Source organism: Clostridium sp. (assembly GCF_050717515.1).
Taxonomy (GTDB): Bacteria; Bacillota; Clostridia; order Clostridiales; family Clostridiaceae; genus Clostridium_AD.
Genome location: NZ_JBOITL010000031.1, coordinates 1 through 21066, shown reverse-complemented (window position 1 = coordinate 21066; position 21066 = coordinate 1). Strand labels below are relative to the sequence as shown.

23 protein-coding genes are annotated in these 21066 nt (G+C 31.1%); 21 read left to right on the top strand and 2 right to left on the bottom strand.

Annotation, left to right across the window (positions count from 1 at the left end; all coding sequences use genetic code 11):
* The first annotated feature begins 10 nt into the window (after window positions 1-10).
* From ACREV6_RS15565 to ACREV6_RS15495, 15 genes are all read left to right on the top strand, one after another.
* Entirely contained in the window at window positions 11-1000 is a 990-nt protein-coding gene (locus tag ACREV6_RS15565) for a hypothetical protein (RefSeq protein ID WP_431578964.1), read from the top strand.
* Window positions 993-3233 (top strand): ATP-dependent helicase, encoded by a 2241-nt coding sequence (locus tag ACREV6_RS15560; RefSeq protein WP_431578963.1) that lies wholly within the window; start codon window positions 993-995, stop codon window positions 3231-3233. Before ACREV6_RS15565 ends, ACREV6_RS15560 begins: the two co-directional genes overlap by 8 nt.
* Window positions 3220-3975: a PD-(D/E)XK nuclease family protein gene (locus ACREV6_RS15555; protein WP_431578962.1), complete on the top strand. Its 756-nt coding sequence runs from the start codon at window positions 3220-3222 to the stop codon at window positions 3973-3975. Before ACREV6_RS15560 ends, ACREV6_RS15555 begins: the two co-directional genes overlap by 14 nt.
* Before the next feature lie 36 nt (window positions 3976-4011).
* Window positions 4012-4302 (top strand): hypothetical protein, encoded by a 291-nt coding sequence (locus ACREV6_RS15550; RefSeq protein WP_431578961.1) that lies wholly within the window; start codon window positions 4012-4014, stop codon window positions 4300-4302.
* A 59-nt stretch (window positions 4303-4361) separates the two neighbouring features.
* Window positions 4362-4793, top strand: coding sequence for a hypothetical protein (locus ACREV6_RS15545; protein ID WP_431578960.1), 432 nt, complete (start codon window positions 4362-4364; stop codon window positions 4791-4793).
* Between the two features lie 23 nt (window positions 4794-4816).
* Window positions 4817-5347 (top strand): DUF2500 family protein, encoded by a 531-nt coding sequence (locus ACREV6_RS15540; protein ID WP_431578959.1) that lies wholly within the window; start codon window positions 4817-4819, stop codon window positions 5345-5347.
* A gap of 617 nt (window positions 5348-5964) precedes the next feature.
* Window positions 5965-6225 carry a hypothetical protein gene (locus ACREV6_RS15535; RefSeq protein ID WP_431578958.1) on the top strand — a complete coding sequence of 87 codons (261 nt, stop codon included), beginning with the start codon at window positions 5965-5967 and terminating at the stop codon, window positions 6223-6225.
* A gap of 8 nt (window positions 6226-6233) precedes the next feature.
* Entirely contained in the window at window positions 6234-6923 is a 690-nt protein-coding gene (locus tag ACREV6_RS15530; protein ID WP_431578957.1) for a response regulator transcription factor, read from the top strand.
* Between the two features lie 120 nt (window positions 6924-7043).
* Window positions 7044-7970: an ABC transporter ATP-binding protein gene (locus ACREV6_RS15525; protein ID WP_431578956.1), complete on the top strand. Its 927-nt coding sequence runs from the start codon at window positions 7044-7046 to the stop codon at window positions 7968-7970.
* On the top strand, window positions 7967-8743 hold the full coding sequence (locus ACREV6_RS15520) for an ABC transporter permease (protein WP_431578955.1): 777 nt from the start codon (window positions 7967-7969) through the stop codon (window positions 8741-8743). Before ACREV6_RS15525 ends, ACREV6_RS15520 begins: the two co-directional genes overlap by 4 nt.
* A gap of 33 nt (window positions 8744-8776) precedes the next feature.
* On the top strand, window positions 8777-9745 hold the full coding sequence (locus ACREV6_RS15515) for a sensor histidine kinase (RefSeq protein ID WP_431578954.1): 969 nt from the start codon (window positions 8777-8779) through the stop codon (window positions 9743-9745).
* Between the two features lie 323 nt (window positions 9746-10068).
* Window positions 10069-12846, top strand: a complete 2778-nt coding sequence (locus ACREV6_RS15510; RefSeq protein WP_431579049.1) for a calcium-translocating P-type ATPase, PMCA-type — start codon at window positions 10069-10071, stop codon at window positions 12844-12846.
* Window positions 12847-13056: 210 nt separating this feature from the next.
* Window positions 13057-13209, top strand: a complete 153-nt coding sequence (locus ACREV6_RS15505; protein ID WP_431578953.1) for a hypothetical protein — start codon at window positions 13057-13059, stop codon at window positions 13207-13209.
* A 37-nt stretch (window positions 13210-13246) separates the two neighbouring features.
* Window positions 13247-13816 (top strand): DJ-1 family glyoxalase III, encoded by a 570-nt coding sequence (locus ACREV6_RS15500; protein WP_431578952.1) that lies wholly within the window; start codon window positions 13247-13249, stop codon window positions 13814-13816.
* 157 nt (window positions 13817-13973) lie between these two features.
* The gene (locus ACREV6_RS15495) at window positions 13974-14135 is read left to right on the top strand and encodes a hypothetical protein (protein ID WP_431578951.1); all 162 of its coding nucleotides are present in this window, start codon (window positions 13974-13976) and stop codon (window positions 14133-14135) included.
* A 299-nt stretch (window positions 14136-14434) separates the two neighbouring features.
* Here ACREV6_RS15495 and ACREV6_RS15490 read toward each other — a convergent pair whose 3' ends face one another.
* Window positions 14435-15427, bottom strand: a complete 993-nt coding sequence (locus tag ACREV6_RS15490) for an Rpn family recombination-promoting nuclease/putative transposase (RefSeq protein WP_431578950.1) — start codon at window positions 15425-15427, stop codon at window positions 14435-14437.
* Window positions 15428-15778: 351 nt separating this feature from the next.
* Between ACREV6_RS15490 and ACREV6_RS15485 the strand changes: the two genes are divergently transcribed.
* The 6 genes from ACREV6_RS15485 (at window position 15779) to ACREV6_RS15460 (ending at window position 20449) form a co-directional block, all read left to right on the top strand.
* Window positions 15779-16627 (top strand): MBL fold metallo-hydrolase, encoded by an 849-nt coding sequence (locus tag ACREV6_RS15485; RefSeq protein ID WP_431578949.1) that lies wholly within the window; start codon window positions 15779-15781, stop codon window positions 16625-16627.
* A gap of 66 nt (window positions 16628-16693) precedes the next feature.
* Window positions 16694-17647: a methionyl-tRNA formyltransferase gene (gene fmt, locus ACREV6_RS15480; protein WP_431578948.1), complete on the top strand. Its 954-nt coding sequence runs from the start codon at window positions 16694-16696 to the stop codon at window positions 17645-17647.
* Between the two features lie 340 nt (window positions 17648-17987).
* On the top strand, window positions 17988-18857 hold the full coding sequence (locus ACREV6_RS15475; RefSeq protein WP_431578947.1) for a DUF7713 domain-containing protein: 870 nt from the start codon (window positions 17988-17990) through the stop codon (window positions 18855-18857).
* A 177-nt stretch (window positions 18858-19034) separates the two neighbouring features.
* Window positions 19035-19202, top strand: a complete 168-nt coding sequence (locus ACREV6_RS15470) for a hypothetical protein (RefSeq protein ID WP_431578946.1) — start codon at window positions 19035-19037, stop codon at window positions 19200-19202.
* 172 nt (window positions 19203-19374) lie between these two features.
* Window positions 19375-19551: a hypothetical protein gene (locus tag ACREV6_RS15465; protein WP_431578945.1), complete on the top strand. Its 177-nt coding sequence runs from the start codon at window positions 19375-19377 to the stop codon at window positions 19549-19551.
* A gap of 316 nt (window positions 19552-19867) precedes the next feature.
* Entirely contained in the window at window positions 19868-20449 is a 582-nt protein-coding gene (locus ACREV6_RS15460; RefSeq protein ID WP_431578944.1) for a DUF4878 domain-containing protein, read from the top strand.
* A 68-nt stretch (window positions 20450-20517) separates the two neighbouring features.
* Here ACREV6_RS15460 and ACREV6_RS15455 read toward each other — a convergent pair whose 3' ends face one another.
* Complete coding sequence (locus ACREV6_RS15455) at window positions 20518-20763, bottom strand: Rpn family recombination-promoting nuclease/putative transposase (RefSeq protein ID WP_431578943.1); 246 nt, start codon at window positions 20761-20763, stop codon at window positions 20518-20520.
* Window positions 20764-21066 lie beyond the last annotated feature (303 nt).

Sequence of the window (21066 nt, the reverse complement as noted above, 5' to 3'; positions counted from 1 at the left end):
GCAGGGACTTATGCCAAAGGACATTGCAATTATATGTCCATTTAATGATTTTATTATTTCCTATGAGCTTTTGAAAAAAGCAAAGGAATTAGGTATATCAGTTATGGAGACTTCAAAAAAGGATAGATTTATAGATAATGAATATTTACACCCTTTAATAGTCCTGGCAGTATTGTGTAATGATTATAAAAGTATAAGGTTAACAAAAGAAGATTATAAAAACTTTTTTTCTTTTATGTTAAGGCTAGATGCAATTCGAAGTTCCTTGCTCCCTTTAGCACAGGAGAGTGGCCTGCAAGATCTTAGCATCGAAATTGAAGATAGAGTAGGAAGCGACGCAGTAGGTAAATATAATGAGTTGAAACAATGGATAGAAAATTATAAAGTTAATTTAATGGAGCACAAGGGTTCCCTTGGCGAATTTTTTAGAAATGCATTTTCACAGGTTCTTATAAGCCTACCAAATGTTAAAAAGCATATAGAGGACTATATAGGTTTATATGAAAGCTGTGAAGGGTTCATAAATACTTTAGATAAATTAGAATTTAAAGGGAAATCTTCTGAGGAGAGGTTTATAGAATTTATTCGAGGCGAAGGAAGTGGATTTTATTCTATGAATGAGATTCAGGAAATGTTATTACAAGATAATAGTATAGTTTTAACATCTCCTTATACCTATTTGACCTCTAATTTAAGCAGCAAGGTTCAGATATGGACAGATATTAATAGTAATATGTGGTCCCCAAGAAATGCCCAGGAATTATCAAATTCACATGTATTAAAGACGAATTGGAATATTGATGATATATATACCGAAAAGGAAGAAAATAAAAATGTTTATGGAATTCTGATGTCCCTAGTTAATTGCCTATTAAGAAAATGTAGAGGTGAAGTATACATATATGGTAGTGAATATTCACTAAGTGGCTTCCAGCAAGAAAGTAAATTTGCAGATATACTTATAGAAATATTGTGCGAAAGAGGTGAAACTATTGACTAAGGAGATGAATGATGAAGATATTAGTAATGAAGTTAAAGAAATAATTTATAGAGATGACCAATTGCCTATAATGCAGTATCGAGGAGGAACTATGGCAGTTCCAGCAGTTCCAGGAGCGGGAAAGACATTTATAATATGTAACCTAGTATGTGAAATTATAAAAGATAAGGTCCATAAACCTGGTAAAATACTTATAGTAACTTTCATGAATAGTGCAGTTAACAACTTTAAACATAGAATATCCAAGGTGTTACAAAATAAGGGCATAAATGCAACCAGCGATTATGAAGTCATGACTATTCATAGTTTAGCACTAAAAATCTTAAAAGATAGACCGGATGTAATGGGGGTTAATGAGGAATTTAAAATATTGGATGATGTTAATAAAAGTTTATACTTAAATAACTGCATATCAATGTGGCGAAGGAAGGGAGGAGAGGCTGCATTTAAGAGGATGATATCGGATAAAGCCTTAAATAATTACGCAGGGAAACAAGATAAGTGGTGGAATGATTTTTTTACCACAGTGGATACAATTATTGGTGAATTAAAGATAAATGATATTTCTCCTGAAAAATTAAAAGAAGATATAAAATTATTAGATCAAAATAGTCTCTTAGTACATATATCTGAAATTTATGATACTTACACTAAGACTTTAAAAAGCGAGGGGTATATAGATTACAATGATTTGCTAATTCTTGCGTATAAACTTTTAAAATCTGATGACACAGTTAGAGAAAAGCTGCAAAAAAAATATACCTTTGTTTTTGAAGATGAATGCCAAGACTCTAATTTAATTCAAGGGAAAATACTAAGCACAATTTCAGGCAAAAGTGGTAATCTAGTAAGAGTTGGAGATGTTAATCAAAGTATAACAGGAACATTTACAGCATCAGACCCTAAATATTTTAGGGAGTTTTGTGGTAAGGCAAATAATGCTTTTGAAATGTTCATGGCAGGGCGTAGTACAAATCATATTATTGATTTAGCAAATGAACTAGTCCAGTTTACAAACAATCAACATGGAGAGGAAAAGTGCAGAGTTGCATTAGTAGATCAAAAGATTAAAAGCTTGAAGGATAAAGTTAAAGTGAGCCAAGATAACTATGGTATAAGCACTATGGTGTGTAATTCAAGAGAAGAAGAAACTAAAAAAGCAGTTAGCGTGGCTATGAAATTTAAAGAGAAATTTCCTGGGAAAACCTGCGCAATATTAGTTCCTTTTAATAATCAAGTTAGAGAAATAGCAGATAATCTTAGAGATTCTAATATCGAATGTGATGAGTTATCAAATAAATCAAATAAAAAAATTAAAGTTGTAAGGACTCTAGGATATATGCTGCAATTTATTTCAAGGCCACAAGATAGTGTTTTATTTAAAGATTTAATTGTGAATGTATTTATAGAGGACCATAATGAAGAAAATGAAAAATTGTTTAGTTTTATTTGCAGTTATGATGTTGAGAAGCTGCTTTACCCAAGCGGAGGTAAGATAAATGAACTGGACATTCCAGGAGAAATATTAAACTTTAAGGTGTATAAACAATTTCTAAGTTCATTGGATTTAATAAAAACAATCTTTGAATATCCTCAGACACATTTTGATAGACTGATTTTATATATTAGCGATATTCTAAATTTCAGTCTTGAAGATAGAGCAATGGCAGAGGCAGTTTCATCCTATGTTAGATTTGCATCTAAAGATAATAGTGAATTTTCCTTAGGTTATGTAGCAGAACAATTGCTAGATGGAAAGAATAGTATACTCGATCATATTTCAGGTATAATATACGATTTAGAAGGATATGAACCATCTCCTGATAGAGTAACAGTATCTACTTGCCATAAAGCTAAAGGGCTGGAATGGGATTGTGTATTAATATTAAATATTACATCCTATCAATACCCATATATGACAACTGATAAATTTAAAGATTATTATTATTTGAGGGATGAATTTAAAAACCCAACAGTTCTTTGCAGAGCCGAAATCTCTAAAATTCTAGGTGATAATGTTTGTGAAGATCCATTAAAAGAAGCTAAAATACAAATAATAAATGAGAAAATAAGGCTTTTATATGTAGGAATAACGAGGGCTAAAGAATATTTAATTTTAATGGCAAACCAGTCTAATGAAGGAAAATGGAATGAAGATAAACCATCAAAGTATTTTTATGTTCTTCAAGATTATATAAATGGTCAAAGGGGTGCTTTAAATGATAGACATTAGAAAATCAAATCATGTCTACTATAGTCAAAATCTTTTAAATACTTTTGATAAATGTCCATATAAATTTAAAATAAAATATTTAGATAATATTAGATGGAAAAAAGATTCAATTAATGATGAGGATTATTATGAGAATATGAATATGGGACTGGATTTTCATCTTATCGCCCAAAGATATTTTTCAAATATTCCTGTGGTTATAAATGAGAGTAATACTAAATTGCTAGACTTTACAAAGTCACTCCGAGAAAAGTTTCCTATAATAGAAGAAAACATATATTTGCCGGAATATGAAATTAAAATGAGAAAAGATACTATTAGGATTCAAGCAAAGTATGATTTAATAATTATTAAGCCAAATAACAAAATAGAAATATGGGACTGGAAAACGGAGAATAGAAAACTAGATTATAAGGAAGTAATTAAGAGAATGCAAGCTATTGTATACATGTACATATTAGGTGAAAGGTCTTTACAAATCTTTGATAAAGATATACCCTTTGAAAATATAAGTATGAAATTTTGGCAACCACAATATAAAGATGATATCATCACTATTAATTATTCAGAGAGTATTCATAGAACTAATGAGAAGAAAATTGTGGAGTTAATACTTAGACTTAATAATTATGATTTTAGTTTAGATTTTAATATTGAATTATATAGGAAGAAGTGTAAGTATTGTGAATTCGCTTGCGATAGCCATGTATGTGATGCATTTGTGTTAGCTAACATAAAATAGAATCAGGGATTAATAGTGGTTCTGAGAAAATTATGGATGAATCATACGCTGAATGGGGCAAAAAGCCCATGTAGTAGTTCTATATTTATTACATATAGAACTACTACATGGAAAATCACTTATAAAAATGTAGTGAAATTTAGTATGAATTATGAACAATGGGAAGGTGAGGGTACTTGCATAGGCTTTGATGATTGGGGATATGATGAATTAATTCCAGTAAATGAAGATATTTTATCTCATGAAATTCTTTTTGTTTCAGGCGCTACCATTTTAATATATTTCAAAAATAATAAAATTTTATTATCCAAAGTAAATGATGATTAAGACACAACTGTAGAAAACTGCGAAGGAAATTATATTTTCCTATTATGGAGGTGAAGTATATGAAGAAACGTAATATTATTGTTTGCCTAATTATACTGTCTACAGTATTCATTTATTTGAAGTATCCAAAATATTGCAAAAACAAGGAACATGTTAGTGAGTATGTTGCTGGTGAAAAAGGAATAAAAGGTAGTGTTGATAAGTGGGGTGATAATCCAGCATATGAAATTGGAGCAACTAAGAAAGGATATGCTGTCTTTAAAAATCCAGAGAAAGCATTTAGACAGATGAAGATTGATTTTGCAAAAGGAATTGTAGCAATTCAAAAAGAATATAAATTTCGTCCAATATCAAGATGGAATTTTAAACAATATGGAACATATGGATGTCAATTAGTAAAGATAAAGGATGCAGAGGCAGTAAGACAGGCCCGAAAGGTAAGTGTTTTTTTGGATATTTATGAAAATAGTTTTAAGGATTCTGATATTTAGTAAATGTAGAGGGGGAGATTTATGTGTCAGACAACCAAAAAGTTTTTTTTACCGTAAAGCGAGGTATAATAATATTAATTTTATACTGTATAACAATAATCGTATACTTTACGTGTTTATATAAGCCACTGGAGCTTGCAAATAACGATCTGAACCTGCCTCTTATTGCATCTGGAAATGAAATTATAACGTCTATTAATCGTGACAATGTAATGTTCTTTTTTATAGGTTCTTTTTTAGGTGTTGTACTTATTTTTATGATTACAATAGTTATATACGATCAGATAGTATTATGCACCAAACCTATTATTGAAGTTAACGCTAGATTAAAATCAAAAGAATCAGTTATGCAGATGAATGGTGACCATAGGGGATTTTCAAATATTGGATATGCTTATAGTTTAACATTTGAAGTAGAAAATGGAGCTTTAATAACTTTTCATGTTTGTCCTAAATATTATTGGACAATTATTGAAGGGAATAGGGGAATCTTGAAATATAAACAGGGAAGAATTAAAAATTTTAAAGATTTTTATTTTACTTCAATGGATTAATATTGAATTTTGCTGTAGTCGGCATCTTACATCAAATCTTAAAAATAGTCTATCTAAACTGGATTTCCTTATTTACCAACGATTTTTTGCGTTTTTATATAGAATGTCAATTTGAATGTTACTTAATACTAATATTTGATATTGTTATGTAATATATTACTTTTAAGTACAAATGGATGCCGGTATTGCCTCGTATTAATATACCTTTTTGGGGGGGGTAGGCAAAAACACCCAATATGCACTTAAAATACACCATTCAAATTCACAAAAGAAAAATTAATGGTAAAATATTGTAGCAGGTGATAGTCCAATATTTATTTTCTTCAATCTCATCATCTCTCTTTGGTATTATATAATTTTTTGTTAAAGTAATTTTAATTCAAAAAACAAATTATTTTGTATACTAGCCTTTGACTTCTCATGATTATGAGTACATAAGTTATATTACGTTCTAACCAATTGTAATCTTTTGTAGAATATCATACATACATTTTTGTACTCCAATTTAAAGTAACAATGGTATAATTAAACAAATATTTTGTGTTGGAACAGTAAAATATGGCGACATATGAATGATGTAAACAAATCAATAAATAGTAATTTGGAGGGGAACCTTTATGATAGAAGTATTGTTTGGGGAAAGTGAATGCGGAGCTATGAAAGCGGCAAAGAATTATCGAAAACCTGATTTTGATAATGGTGCAACAGGTTGGATTGGGAAGAAACCAAGTAAAGATGAGTTAGAAAAAATGTTTAATGGAAAGGTGGTTGGTGGCAATTCATCGGAAGTGATTTGTATTCCATTCGGGCTGGATATTGGTGATATTAATGTTTCAATTGACAATGAGTATAGAAAAAAACTTATATTTGATATGTGAAGGGAGTGATGAAAATGAAATACAAGATACTGATTGTAGAAGATGAATCAGATATAAATGGATTGCTGGCTAAGATATTAGAAAAAGCAGAATACCAGACTGTACAGGCTTTTTCGGGTACAGAAGCAAAATTATTATTAGAGAAAGAAATTCCAGACCTTATTTTACTTGACCTTATGCTTCCTGGAATATCGGGAGAGGAATTATTGCATGATATTAGGGAGAATAAACATTATAATGTTCCTGTTTTGGTACTCTCAGCAAAAAATTCTTTAGGGGACAAAGTATCTTTATTAAAGGATGGTGCAGATGATTACATCACTAAGCCTTTTGAACCAGAGGAAGTGATTGCAAGAGTTCAATCTGCTTTAAGACGTGCAGGAAAAGAATTTTGCTCTAAAAAAATTCTAACATACAAGACTTTACAACTTAATCCTCAATCTAGAAAGGTAACAATTGGTGGAACAGAAATCCTATTGACAGCTCATGAGTATGAGATTCTTTACCTTTTCATGCAAAACCCTGAGAAAGTGTATTCCAGAGAAAGTTTGTATGAATCGGTGTGGCAGGGTGGATATTACGGTGAAAATAACACTGTAAATGTTCATGTTAGCAATTTAAGAAAAAAATTAAAAGAAGCGGATTCCGAAGAAGACTATATTCAGACCGTATATGGCATTGGATTTAAACTCCAATAAAAAACTTTATGACTTCTTTATAAGTTTTTTATGACTTATTAAAGACTGAATTGTTATAATATGTTTGTTCAATGAGGAAATCTTATAGTTGATAAACTTATTTTTTATGGAGGTAGGCCAATGAATGATTATGTTATAGAAACAAAACAAGTTACAAAGGCATACGGTTCGCTCCTTGCATTAGATCATGTAAATATTCATGTGAAAAGAGGGAGTATTTATGGACTAGTTGGTGATAATGGTAGCGGAAAAAGTACCCTTTTAAAATTGTTAGCTGGACATATCTATGCAACAGATGGAGAAATACAGCTGTTTGGAAAATATGGAGTAAATGAGTTAGAGTGTACCCGGAAAAAAATAGGGTGCATGATTGAACAGCCGGGTTTTTTCCCCAACATGACCGTAGAACAAATATTAAAGTATTATTGTATTCAAAAGGGGATTCCAGATAGAAAAAAAGTTGATAAAATGGTAAAACTAATGGATATTACTGAAAAGCGAAACATTAAATGCAAAAATCTTTCAATGGGGCAAAAACAGAGATTAGGTCTTGCGATTGCCATGATGGGAGAACCACAGCTTTTAGTTCTGGACGAGCCTATCAACGGACTAGACCCTAGCGGCATTATTGAATTTCGTAATTTGCTACATCGCTTGAATGAGGAAAAGAACATTACAATTTTACTGTCTAGCCACATATTGTCTGAACTTCAACAAATTGCTACCTCCTATGGCTTTTTAAGCAAAGGGATTTTGATTGAAGAAATCTCGTCACATGAATTACTTGAGAAATGTTCGGATTGTATTGAAATTACAGTATCAGATGTGGAAAAATATTCTGTTTTATTGGAAAGGGATTTTCCAAAAGAAACCTTCAAAGTTCTTCCAGAAAACAATATTCGTATCGATAGACCACAGGATCAAGGAGTAGCTTACAGCAAATTAGCTTCTGAAAACGGGATTTATATAACAGGTATGAGAACAATTCAATCTTCTTTGGAAGATTATTATATGGAATTAAAGAAAAGAGGTGCAGAAAAATTATGAATTATATAAAAAGTGAATTTTATCGGGTATCCCACAGCAGAGGTATTTATTGTTTAATTGCAATTTTAGCAATTCTGTCATTTTTGCTGAATGCTGTATTAGCCTTATTTGGAAGAACGGATGGCTTAAGTTTTCCATACGATACAACTTCGTTTTCATATTCAAATTTAGTAGCAAATCCAATGATTTTTTGTGTTATGAGTGCTGTTATTGGAATTTTTCTCTATGAGGGGAACAGAAAATATGGCAATTTAAAAAATACGGTTGCTTTTGGTATTACCAGAACGAATGTATTTGCCGGAGAATGTATTGTAGCCACTGTTTCAGCTATTTTTTCACTGATTATAGTCATAAGTGTTTATATTATAAGTGCAGTTGTTTTTTTGGAACATACAGGCCCCGTAAATCTGATGGATTTATTGACAGAAATACCAGCCGTATTTTTTATAGCTGTAGCTTCGTTGATTTCGGGAATTGTATGTATAGAAGCATTTGAGAAAGCTTCTACTGGAATTATCATTTGGTTTACAATTTGGTTTATTATTCCTAAAATCTTTTTTTACTTGGGTCTTCGTTTTGATATGATTCGCAACATTGCTATGTGGATGCCCGATAATTTTTTTGGTATAAGTGGAATGAGCGTCAATATGTCACAGAGTATTACTGCATGGGGTACAGCATACGGAATGGCCAAATGCTTAATGTCCGGCATAATTGGAATCCTTGTTTTTTCCTTGTTGGGTATCATATTATTGAGAAAAAGAGAAGTGTAAGTTATATGTCTTATTTTGGATAGGAGGAGCGAAATGCTGTATATTATTTTAGCTATTATGGGGGGTTATTTTGCATTTCACTATCTTTCAATCCTATATGCATTTCGTGAGATAACTAAAGAGATAAGGGAAATACAAAAGGACCTTACCCAAAACCAAATTCTTCATTTGCCCATACCAAATAGGCATTTAGAGAAGGTCTTGTGTTCCTTTAATTCTACTTTAGAGGAAATCAGAAAAGAACGGCAAAGTTATGAAAAAAGAGAAAAAGGCTTCCAGAAGCAAATAGAAAATATCAGTCACGATTTACGAACTCCTTTAACTGTAATCCTGGGTTATTTAAGACTTATCAAAAAAACGGATAAAGAACTTAACATGGACAAAGAACTGGTAGAAGTGTTAGAAATTATGGAGCATAAAGCGGAAACCATGAAAATATTGGTAACTCAATTTTATGATTTTTCACGCTTAAATGCAGGAGATTATGGATTGACACTAAATAATGTGGATATTTCCAGAACTTTAAAGGAATCTCTTATGGGTAACTACCAAGTCTTGGAGCAATCGCATTTAGAAATAGAGGTTAATATACCAGAACACCCCATATGGGTAATGGGTGAAGAGTCTGCGCTAGTAAGAATATTTCTTAATTTATTACAAAATGTTGGTAGATATGCCAATAGTTTTCTAAGAATCTCAATGAAAGAAGAGGACGAAAATGTATTAATTTCATTCATCAATGATACAAATATGCTTTCTGAAGATGATATTCCACATTTGTTTAATAGATTTTATATGCAGGATAGTTCCCGAAATCAAGGCGGTACAGGACTCGGGTTGACAGTTGCAAAATTGCTGGCAGAAGAAATGGGAGGAATATTGGAAGTTAGTATTATTGATAAAGAATCGTTAAACTCTGAAAAGTATAAATTCACTATTTGCTTTCAATTGTGCATAAAAGTAACAAAAAAACAAGGTTTATCACAATTTGGTATTGCATAGTCATAAATTTTATGATACTATAATTTTATTAATTAAATAACAATTATGAATGTTAAAAGGGAGTAACTACCTATTTATAGGTGATAAAGTCAACATACCCGACCTTAAGGTCTGGCTTTATCGTGGCGAGTTCCAGTCAAGTGAGACTTTTAGCGCAATGATCTATAAATGGATCGTTGTGTTAAAAGTCTTTTATTTTTTTAAAATTTTTTTCAGTGTGTTAAGGGTATTTGTTTTTTATATATAAATTTGTGTAAAGGAGGAATAATTATATTAAAATTTTAATCAAGGTATAAAGTTAAAAAAATAAAGGGGTGGACAATATTAAATATTTTAATAAACAAAGCTTAGAGGTTTTAAACAATTTTGAGGTTGACAGTAGCAAAGGATTATCCAGTTCTCAGATTAAACAAAGACTAGAGAAATATGGTCCTAATGAATTTACTAAACAAAAACGAGGATCTATGTGGGATAGCATTAAGGAAGCAATAATGGAGCCTATGATGATAATACTTTTAGTGGCAGCTGTAATTAGTGCGCTAGTAGGGGAAGGCCAGGATGCTATTGGCATAGTATGTGCCGTAGCAATAGGAATTGGTATAGGAATCTTTACAGAAGGAAAATCACAAAAGGCTGCAGATGCACTTTCAAAAATGACAGAAAACATAGAGGTAAAAGTAACACGAGATGGGAAAATTATTCAAGTTAATAAAAATGATTTGGTACCTGGTGATATAGTATTAATTGAGACTGGGGATATGGTACCAGCAGATGGAAGACTTGTAAGCAGCATAGATTTAATGGTTAGAGAAGACATGCTTACTGGAGAATCAGAGGATGTAAGCAAAGATGACCAAATTATAATAGAAATGGAAAATATAAAATCTAAAGATAAAAATATTGTCCAAGACCCTATTCCAGCAAAACAATTGAATATGGTTTTTGGAGGAACACTAGTTGCTTATGGTAGAGCTAGTTTTGTAGTTACTGCAACAGGAGATAGCTCTCAAATGGGTGAAATAGCTAAAAATCTTGAGGATAGTGATTTGCCAACACCACTTCAAGCAAAACTCGGAGATTTGGGTGGTAAGATTTCAAAGGTTTCAAGTGCTATAGCTGCTGTTTTATTTATAGTTATGATTATAAAAATGGTATTAGCAAAGACTATATCACCAGACACTTCCGGAATATTTGTATTTTTACAGTCTGTTGAACCCATAAAAACTGCTTTTGTTGTATGTGTGGCCTTAATTGTTGCAGCTGTTCCAGAAGGACTTCCAACAATGATAAATATGACACTTGCAATTACTATGCAGAAAATGGCTAAGATAAATGCGCTTGTTACTAAAAAGGAAGCATGCGAGACAATAGGCTCTGTAAGTGTAATATGCTCAGATAAAACAGGTACACTTACTCAAAATAGAATGACTGTAGAAAAAGTTTATTTAAATGGTAAATTCAGAGGACGAGATGAACTAAGCGATAGCAATAACTACTTTATAGATAACTGCCTTGTAAACTCAACAGCAGATATTGAAAAGGATGATTCAGAAGTTAAATATTTAGGTAGTGCAACAGAATGCGCGCTTCTTTTATACAATGAAGATTATGATTATGTACAAGAAAGACAAAATGCAAACATAGTTCATCAGATCCCATTTAGTTCAAAGAGCAAGAGAATGAGTACTGTTATAGAAGAAGAGGAAGGGTCTACGGTACTCACAAAGGGAGCCCCAGAAATTATTCTAGAGTTATGCAAATATGAACATATTAGTTGCAATGAAGTAGAACTAAATGCAGCTAGAAGGAAAGAAATATTAGATGAAATCGAAATACTCCAGAAAAAATCAATGCGTGTACTTGGTTTTGCATATGGGAATATAAGTGGTGAGGTAGCTATGGCAACCGAGCAAGGAACTTTAGAAGATGACTTAGTGTTTACAGGTTTTGTAGGAATAAGAGATCCTCTAAGACTTGACGTTAAAGAAGCTATAGAAACTGCTAGACATGCAGGAGTTACTACAAAAATGCTTACAGGTGATAATATTAATACAGCTATTGCTATAGGTGAAGAATTAGGCTTGCTAGAAGGCAAGAATAGGGCAGTAGAGGCTACTTATATAGATACATTATCAGACGAGGAACTTAAAGATGAAATAACTACTATTTCAATAGTAGCACGTTCAAAACCTGATACAAAAATGAGAATAGTTATTGCACTTCAAAGTATTGGTGCGGTAGTTGCAGTAACTGGAGATGGAATAAATGATGCTCCAGCCCTTACTAAAGCCGATGTAGGTATAGCTATGGGTATAGCTGGAACAGAGGTTAGCAAAAATGCAGCGGATATAATTTTAACAGATGATAGTTTTGGAACTATTGTTAAGGGAATTAAGTGGGGAAGAGGTATTTATGAAAACTTCCAAAGATTTATACAATTCCAGATAACTGTTAATATAATTGCATTCTTAACAGCTATTTTATCAGTGGTATTCGACTTTCAAATGCCATTCACTACAATACAACTCTTATGGGTAAATATTATAATGGATGGACCACCAGCACTATCACTTGGACTAGAACCAGTAAGAGACGCTGTTTTAAATAGAAGACCTACAAATAGAAATGCTAGTATTATAACTAAACGAATGATGAAAAGCATGATTTCAAATGCTATATATATAACTTTAGTTATCATGATTCAGATGAAATTTGACATATTAGGAGCAGGATTCCCAAAAGAGGGAGTTACGGGACCAAACCAAATGCAGACAGTATTATTTGCATTATTTGCTTTTAGTGCATTATTTAATGCCTTTAACTGTAGAGAATTTGGCACAGATAGTATTATCCCTAGCATTACAAAAAATACCATATTTTTAAAGATAATTACGGTCACAGCAGTAGTGCAAATATTTGTAACTGAAGTGTTCGCAAAATTCTTTAATGCAGTATCTTTAAGTGCTGGTATGTGGTTAAAGATAATTATTTTATCTTCACTTATAATAGTAGTAAACGAAGTAGTGAAATTAGGTATGAGATTATTTGTAAAAAAGAACAAACAAATCGTGTCAGAAGCAGAAGAAAAGATAGCAGCTTAGACATGGAGAGACTTAAATAAAATACCCTCCTGTTATAAATTGTTGTTTAAAATTATAAATATTTAAGTGTATTTCATTCGAATTTTAGAAATTTTTAGCACTGACTTAAGTTAGTGCTATTTGTTTAACTTAAAACAAAAAAAGAGGTATAATAAACCTGTGAACATAAAAAGTATTACACTTTAATTTTTTAATTAGGAGAGGATTGTTGTGAAAAAACTGATTTTAGTAACATCACCACCAGCAAATGGAAAAACTTATATCTCGAAAAAGCTTGCCCAGGCATTACACCATAATGAAGAATTCGCTGATTCTTTAACAAAAACAGTAGATATATTGGAAGAATCATCAAGTACAAAATAAATCAAGATTATATTGGTAAAAGAAAGGGAGAGTTAAATTGAAAAAAGTTGCAGTTTTTTTAGCAGAAGGATTTGAAGAAGGGGAAGCATTATTTGTAGTTGATGTTTTAAGAAGGGCAGGATTTCAATGTGATTTGGTAAGTATCAATGGAAAAATGGTAAAAGGGTCTCATGATATTGTGGTACTTACGGATAAAATTATAAGTGATGAAATAAAAGAATGCGATATGATTGTTTTACCTGGTGGATTATCGGGAGCAATAAATTTAAGAGATGATGAAAGGGTCATTGAATTAGTAAAGTATTTTGATAAAGTGCCAGAAAAATTTGTTGCTGCTATTTGCGCAGCACCGATAATTTTAGAAAGAGCAGGAATTATCAAGGGACGCACAATAACATCATATCCTGGAGAAGAATATACTACATTGTTTAAAGAGGCAAATTATGTAGAAGATATCGTTGTGGTGGATGATCATTTGATCACCAGCAGAGGACCAGCTACAATCCTACCATTTGCTTATACATTAGTAGATGCATTAGGCGGCGATAGTAGTTCGTTAAAGGAAGGAATGCTTTATAATATGGTAAGAGAAAGCAAATTCCAGTAGAAAATATGCAATGATTAAACTTATTAGTAAAAGCATTCTACCAATCTTAAACTTAGTATAATGCTTTTATTTATCTAAAAAAAACAACCATTTAGAAGGAAACTACTTTTAAATGCAGAATATATATATGGAAGATTATTTAAAGGAGGCCCAATAAATGCCGAAATTAGAAATTCCAAAGGATAAAGACGAAATAAAGAGACAAATTAAAGCCTTACAGAGTCAATTACCTATAGATGGTAAGAAAAGAGACAGTAAAAGTAAGCAAATGCACCAAGATGAAATTAAGGCCCTTAAAAAAGCCCTAAGCGACAAATAAGAGACATTAACTATTTAAATAAGTCACACTGATTCTCAATAAGTGAAAAGAAAAGGATTAAGGCACAAAATGCTGTAATCCTTTTCTTTTTATAAAAAATGAGTCTATATCTAATAATTTTGCGGTAGCCATGTATGTGATGCATTTACTGAAGGTATTACAATGATCTAGGTAATAAAGAAACTATAAATGACATAATAAATTTTACAAAATCTATGATTTCTAAATAGCCCATATGCTTACACAAAAGAACAAGTGAAACATCTATGAATTTTCTCATAGATGTTTCACTTGTTTTCCTATAAGTATTTTTTTATATCATCAACTTTTTTTAAATCAAATATATCTGTTGCTATTTGATCAATAACACCCTCGGGTAAAGATCTAATCTTAACTGTATAATAATCAGAAAGACCATTGAATCTTTTTTTTAGCTGCGTTATAAGGAGTTCGGTCTTACCTTCTTTCTTACCTTCTTTTATTCCATCACTTTTTAATTTATCAAAGATGTTTGATGCATTAGAAACCATAATTTCAATCTCCTCTTTTTTATTCTCATTGAATATATCATCTACTAACTCATTCATATTATATATTTCATTACTATTAGTTGTATTTTTGATCCATCCTTTTAATAATAATTTTTCCTCGGAAGTTAGGTTATTAAAATTAATTACTATATTCTTCAATCTTTCCAAAAACTCCATGGCATTTATATCTTGGTCTAATAGAAATATGGCTGCGGCAATGTTTTTAAACTCATATAAATATTCCTTAGAGTATCTGTTTATATCTACTAGTATATATTTAAAGTCTAAAATATTATCCCCGAATAATTGACTTTCATTTATTATATCTTTAAAACTCCTAGCACAGGTCCATTTTTTTGTGCCATTATAAAGAACTATCGGAACAATTGCAGGAAGCCTGTAGCTTTTTCTTTTGATTTCTTTTTTTTCACTATTTTTTAATGTCTCTCTCCATAGTTCTACCATATACATTAACAATCGTATAGGCATGCTTTGATCAACACTAGATTGCAGTTCTAGAAGGACATAAAATATTACGTTATCTTTTCCAATAGTTGCTTGATATACTATATCAGATTCTAATTCTTCATAATCAGATAAAATATAGGATTTATCAACAAGTATTAATTTATCTTTTTCTAATTTATCTATCCATTCACCTTGAATAAAGGTGTTAACAAAGGATAAAAAAGCATCATTTGTAGAAAATAAATCTTTATAACTTTTGTCATGAATGTTGTTTAAATCTTTTTTAAAACTCATGTCCACGCTCCTAAGTATATCAAATTTTTGTCTGAAATAATATATATTATAATAATATTATTTCCGAAACAAGAACATATATTCGCATGAAAAGTTTTTATTTGTATGGAATTGGTAGAGTAATTAAGTTCAATGGAAGAAAGATTAAACAAGTTTATAAAAATGGGGTTTAATGGTATGATATTCCTAAACGTTACGTCGGATTGGTAGAGTAGAACGGACCTACGCTTGAAGATATACCAATACCTATAAAAAGTATTTTAGTAATGTAAAGGGAGCAGTTAAAAAGATTGAGAACATAAAGAAAAAGCTTATGCTTGATGAAAAAAGAAATTATTGGAGGGAAGTTACATGAAATTTAAAGTATTAGGTTCTGGAGGATGTACGTCAATACCTAGAGCAACATGTAGTTGTAGAGTATGTAAAGAAGCGAGGGAGAAGGGAACACCATACTCGCGTTTTGGTTGTTCATTATTTATAGAGGATATCAATTTGTTAATTGATACTCCAGAGGATATTAATATTGCACTAAATAAATTTGATATAAAGAGTATTGATAATGTGCTTTATAGTCATTGGCATCCCGACCATACTCTAGGGATGAGAGTTTTTGAACAGATAAAAATAAATTGGTGTGAATTATCGGTTGGAATTAAAAATAAGAAACCTATAAATGTGTTTGGATTGGATTATATAATTGAAGATATACGTTCAATAAAAAATAAATTCGGACCATATGTTGAAAATTACGAAAAAAACTATAATTTAATAAAAATAAATGTTGTTGATAGAGAACTAAATATAAATGATATAAAAATTACAATCATACCTGTTAGTAATAAGCTTAGCTCAGTATTTGTATTTGAGCAAAAGGATAAAAAAGTTATTTATGCACCATGTAATGTAAAACCTTTTCCAGATGACGAGTTATTTAATAATGCTAATTTATTGATAGTTGGAAATACAATAACTTCAGAAGTAGCAAAAGATAATTTTATTATTGATAACGATAATGAAATGAGAAAACATTTGTTTGTTATGAATGAAATTGTTGAACTAAAAAAACAGTATAATGTCAATAAGGTTATTATCACTCATTTAGATGAGGACTGGGGATTATCATATGATGATTATTTGAAAAAAGCAAAGAATTATGACAATATAGAATTTGCGTATGATGGATTGAATATAGAAATTTAATGCGTCTTAGTAGAATATTGTGATACTACAAAATATATTTTGTAGTATCAAAGGGAGGTATCAACAATGAAAATAGTTTTTATGGGAACTCCTGATTTTGCAGTTCCCTCATTGAAGAAAATGATAGAGAAATATAATGTAAGTGCGATTGTAACACAACCTGATAAACCAAGTGGAAGAGGGAAAAAGGTAGCAATTTCAGCAATCAAAGAGGTCGGACTATCGAATCAAATTCCAATTTTTCAGCCCGAAAAAATAAGAACAGACTCTGTAATTATTGATAAATTAAAAGAAATAAAACCTGATTTTATTATTGTTGTAGCATATGGTCAAATCATAACTAAGCATATACTTGACATACCAAGACTCGGATGTATTAATCTACATGCATCTCTCCTCCCAATGTATAGGGGGTCAGCACCAATAAATTGGAGTTTAATAAATGGGGAAATAACAACTGGAAATACAACTATACTAATGGATACTGGTATAGATACGGGTGATATGCTTATGAGAAGTGAGTTTGACATATCTGAATCTATGACAGCAGGAGAATTGTATGAATTATTAAAAATAAACGGTGCTGAACTGTTAGAGGAAACAATAAATGGAATTATCACAGGTAAAATTTGTGGGGTAAAACAACAGAGTGATGGAAGTTCTTATGTACAGATGTTAAACAAGCAAATGGCAAAGATTAATTGGAATGACAGTAGTATTAACATACATAATTTAATAAGAGGATTGAGTTCTTGGCCATATAAAAATATAAACTCATGGCCAACTGCTCATACTTATTATAAAGATATTCCAATTAAAATATTCAAATCCAAGTCATTAGAGTCAAATATTATTAAACCACCTGGTTATATCATAGATGCAAATAATGAAGGAATTACAGTCGCCACCAATAACGGTATTCTGATTATAGAAATATTACAGTTTCCAGGGGGGAAACCTCTTGAGATAAAAGAATTTTTAAAAGGAAATAAAATCGAAAAAGGCATTGTATTATCATAATCATAATTGATAACTGAAACACGCACACATATTGTTTTTAACTTCAGTCTCGGTGCTGAAGATGACATGGTGGCAGTAGTAGAAAGAAGTGTAGAAGGAATGGAATAACTCTTACTATGAAAGAAAAGGGTCATCTTATCCGGGAATTAGTTTTACTGCAAATCACTGTATATTTTAAAATGGTATTTATCATACTAAACCCTAGTCGGTGTAGATAATACGTATTTTATAAAAAGTGGTGATTGCAATCGTAAGATGAAAAAGCAATCTTGGAATAACAGAACATACTATATTTGATCGAAATATAACAGAATAAAAGCATCTAAAAGGAGTTAGATTCATGAAATGTAAAAAATGCAAATCAAGTGAAGCTACTATTCATGTGGCTAATGTGGGAGAGTTATGTTTGGACTGTCATAATGATTTTATGGCAGAAATGATTGGTGTTAATAAGACAAATGATTTTTCAAAGAATATATCAGTCTATGATGTGGATGGAATTATGCATGGATTTGAAATTTCAAATATGATTATACCAGGTTTCTCTGTATGGAAAGCAGAAGAAATGGGGGGCGCTTATCAGTTTGAGGTACTCGCAAAGCCGGAAGAAAACCAGGTAGTGGCAATTGAACAATTACATCAGAAGATATTGACTGGGCTAGGATATAAAACGCTTACACATATTTCGGATAGGTATTTTGTGAATAATGCAATTCGCATAAGCAAGGAGCAATATAGCCTTAATAGTGTTGGAACATGTAGGATTCAACTTGATGAAGAAGAAAATGCCGTTTCTCTGGTTATAGATGGCAAGAATATTCCTTTGCATGATTTTGGACGGGCACTCACAGCATTTGAGGGTTTTAATATGGATTTCCAGATAAGGGATCTGTCGGAGGCGGTTCTTGGAAAAGATATGGTACTAGAACAGGTAATGACCAATTATGATGTTATTATAGAGCATTTTGAGAGAACATTAGGATGGTTTTTGGAGCATAATTTTTTAAGCTACAAGCGAGAAAGTGCTTGTGTAGAGGCATTGCTTGAAAGAGTAGAAGAATTAGAACTGCTTTATAAGTTCGGTAGCCCAGATAAGGCTGCTCAGGTTGGGGAAATAATTAAGAAACGACTCATATCTATTGATAATGACACGGATGATTTTCCGGAGTATCTTCTGAATATGATTGACCAAGTGATTGGAATTGCATAATAATATGTAAAATTTCGAACTTTTCGGAATTTAAGGCGAGTTCGAAATAATTCTAAAGAATACATATGAATTTCTAGTCCTATCCCATGCAGAGGTTATAGAACCGTAATTACAAAACACCTTACCTTTCGCACATAATACATATAAATATAATCACGAAATATAACAACGTGCCACTTGCCACGTGGGTGGCACCAATATATATTTGTAGATGCAGTAGAGGATACAATGAGGCATTGCCCGGATAGAAAGGTCTTTGGATCGGATATAGAAAGGCAACTAGATATTATAAAATATCTACAGGGAACAGCAAAGACAAAGGAGATGCTGGTAAATATGATTTAAGTGCAAGGTACTTTACAGTTGAAGAAAAAAGAAAAGAGATAGATGGTATGCTTTTAAAAGGACTAGAGAAAAGCTTCATACCTTATGAAAGCATAGATTACATTCCTTTTATTCTGCATATTTTGTTGTTAATGGAATTATAAATGGAATAACAGCACCAGACGGATTTACAATGCAATGTGCGAATCATAAAACAACGATAACTTCTATATATGTTAAAAAGAAATTAAAACTATCAACAGTTGATCTTGAAGAATTAGCGAAAAAGAATTTGAGTAAGCTTAGGGAATGGATTTTAGAGCTACCAGAGCAGCTCCATAATTGGGATGGTATAATAAAGAAAGGGTGAAAGAAGAAGTTAAAGCGTGGCTTAAGAAAATATTTTAAAAATATTTAAACAAATTGATCATTTATATAACTGATAGGTATTTATTGCTTATCTGTTATATTTTTTTGTCAATCCACAAGGGTTTGTTTCATTTTTAATTTCCAATGTGACAGGATTCCCCTAGTTTAGCCAAGTTAGCATGATAGAATGGATTTAAGAAATGAAAGGTTATAATTTTTACAAGGCAAATTTTTACCTTTGGAGAATGATACCATATAAATATAATCATAGAAAAAATGTTAGTAGCAATGTACTAAAATATAAGGGGGCAATAATTTTGAAAAACAACAAAGCTTTGAAAATCATGGTAGCTATACTATTTTCATTCTCACTAGTAGCATGTGGTGCGAAACCTGATGCTACAGTGAAGAAGTTCTTTACCAGTGCTCAAAAATCAGATATCGTTTCTATGGAAAGTTATATTAGCAAAGATAAAACTAAAGATAGTTTCAAATATACAGATACGAATCAGGAGAAAATAGTTAAATCGGTTCTTTCAAAAGTCAGCTATGCTATTGTATCTTCTAGCGTTACTGGCAAGAATGCAGTAGTAAAAACTAAAGTAACATCCATTGATTTACCTAAAATATATGGTAAGTTAATCACTGACATGTTGCCTGAATTACTAAAACAAGCTATGTCAGGCCAGAAAAGTGATCCACAGGCTCAAATAATGACATCTTTTAACAAATATATTATTGATCCTAATGCACCAAAAACTACTACAGATGTTGATATTAAGCTTATAAAAGGAGATAAAGGATGGTTAATTGAAGGTAGTGATGATTTGCTAAATGCACTTACTGGAAATCTGAGTAAAGCTTTAGCTAGTGATCCGAGTACAACAGTAGCTCCCTAATATAAAAGCAGATCCAAAAGTTCGTTTTATTAATGAAGAAGCTTAAATAGGGAGAGCTGCAATTACAGTTAGATGAAAACATATATTTGCCGGTATTTTCCAATAGTGGCTTGATATACTATATCTGATTCTAATTCCTCATAATCAGATAAAATATAAGATTTATCAACAAGTATTAATTTATCCTTTTCTAATTTATCTATCCATTCACCTTGAATAAAGGTGTTAACAAAGGATAAAAAAGCATCATTTGTAGAAAATAAATCTTTATAACTTTTATCATGAATGTTGTTTAAATTATTTTTAAAACTCATGTCCACGCGCCTAAGTATACAAATTTTTGTCTGAAATAATATATATTCGCATGAATCATAACATAAGCATTTATACAGCGTTTCTATTTAAATTATGAAATGTATATAGATAGGCTGGATTAGTTTATAAAAATGGGGTTTAATGGTATGATATTCCTAAACGTTACGTCGGATTGGTAAAAAAATGCGTCGTAACCCATCTTAATAGTGGAAATTAAAAAATGGTAATACACCAACATTATAAGGTGGGGTTATCATATTAAACAAGATACAAATAGAAAAGCTAATGAAAATGAGACCCAT

Excerpts from the sequence above, each read along its gene's own strand:
- ACREV6_RS15475 (WP_431578947.1), top strand. The coding sequence starts at position 17,988 with ATGAAATGTAAAAAATGCAAATCAAGTGAAGCTACTATTCATGTGGCT.
- ACREV6_RS15520 (WP_431578955.1), top strand. The coding sequence starts at position 7,967 with ATGAATTATATAAAAAGTGAATTTTATCGGGTATCCCACAGCAGAGGT.
- ACREV6_RS15535 (WP_431578958.1), top strand. The coding sequence starts at position 5,965 with ATGATAGAAGTATTGTTTGGGGAAAGTGAATGCGGAGCTATGAAAGCG.
- ACREV6_RS15515 (WP_431578954.1), top strand. The coding sequence starts at position 8,777 with ATGCTGTATATTATTTTAGCTATTATGGGGGGTTATTTTGCATTTCAC.
- ACREV6_RS15550 (WP_431578961.1), top strand. The coding sequence starts at position 4,012 with ATGAATCATACGCTGAATGGGGCAAAAAGCCCATGTAGTAGTTCTATA.
- fmt (WP_431578948.1), top strand. The coding sequence starts at position 16,694 with ATGAAAATAGTTTTTATGGGAACTCCTGATTTTGCAGTTCCCTCATTG.
- ACREV6_RS15490 (WP_431578950.1), bottom strand. The coding sequence starts at position 15,427 with ATGAGTTTTAAAAAAGATTTAAACAACATTCATGACAAAAGTTATAAA.
- ACREV6_RS15565 (WP_431578964.1), top strand. The coding sequence starts at position 11 with ATGCCAAAGGACATTGCAATTATATGTCCATTTAATGATTTTATTATT.
- ACREV6_RS15555 (WP_431578962.1), top strand. The coding sequence starts at position 3,220 with ATGATAGACATTAGAAAATCAAATCATGTCTACTATAGTCAAAATCTT.
- ACREV6_RS15465 (WP_431578945.1), top strand. The coding sequence starts at position 19,375 with ATGCAATGTGCGAATCATAAAACAACGATAACTTCTATATATGTTAAA.
- ACREV6_RS15545 (WP_431578960.1), top strand. The coding sequence starts at position 4,362 with ATGAAGAAACGTAATATTATTGTTTGCCTAATTATACTGTCTACAGTA.
- ACREV6_RS15530 (WP_431578957.1), top strand. The coding sequence starts at position 6,234 with ATGAAAATGAAATACAAGATACTGATTGTAGAAGATGAATCAGATATA.
- ACREV6_RS15495 (WP_431578951.1), top strand. The coding sequence starts at position 13,974 with ATGCCGAAATTAGAAATTCCAAAGGATAAAGACGAAATAAAGAGACAA.
- ACREV6_RS15485 (WP_431578949.1), top strand. The coding sequence starts at position 15,779 with ATGAAATTTAAAGTATTAGGTTCTGGAGGATGTACGTCAATACCTAGA.
- ACREV6_RS15455 (WP_431578943.1), bottom strand. The coding sequence starts at position 20,763 with ATGAGTTTTAAAAATAATTTAAACAACATTCATGATAAAAGTTATAAA.
- ACREV6_RS15525 (WP_431578956.1), top strand. The coding sequence starts at position 7,044 with ATGAATGATTATGTTATAGAAACAAAACAAGTTACAAAGGCATACGGT.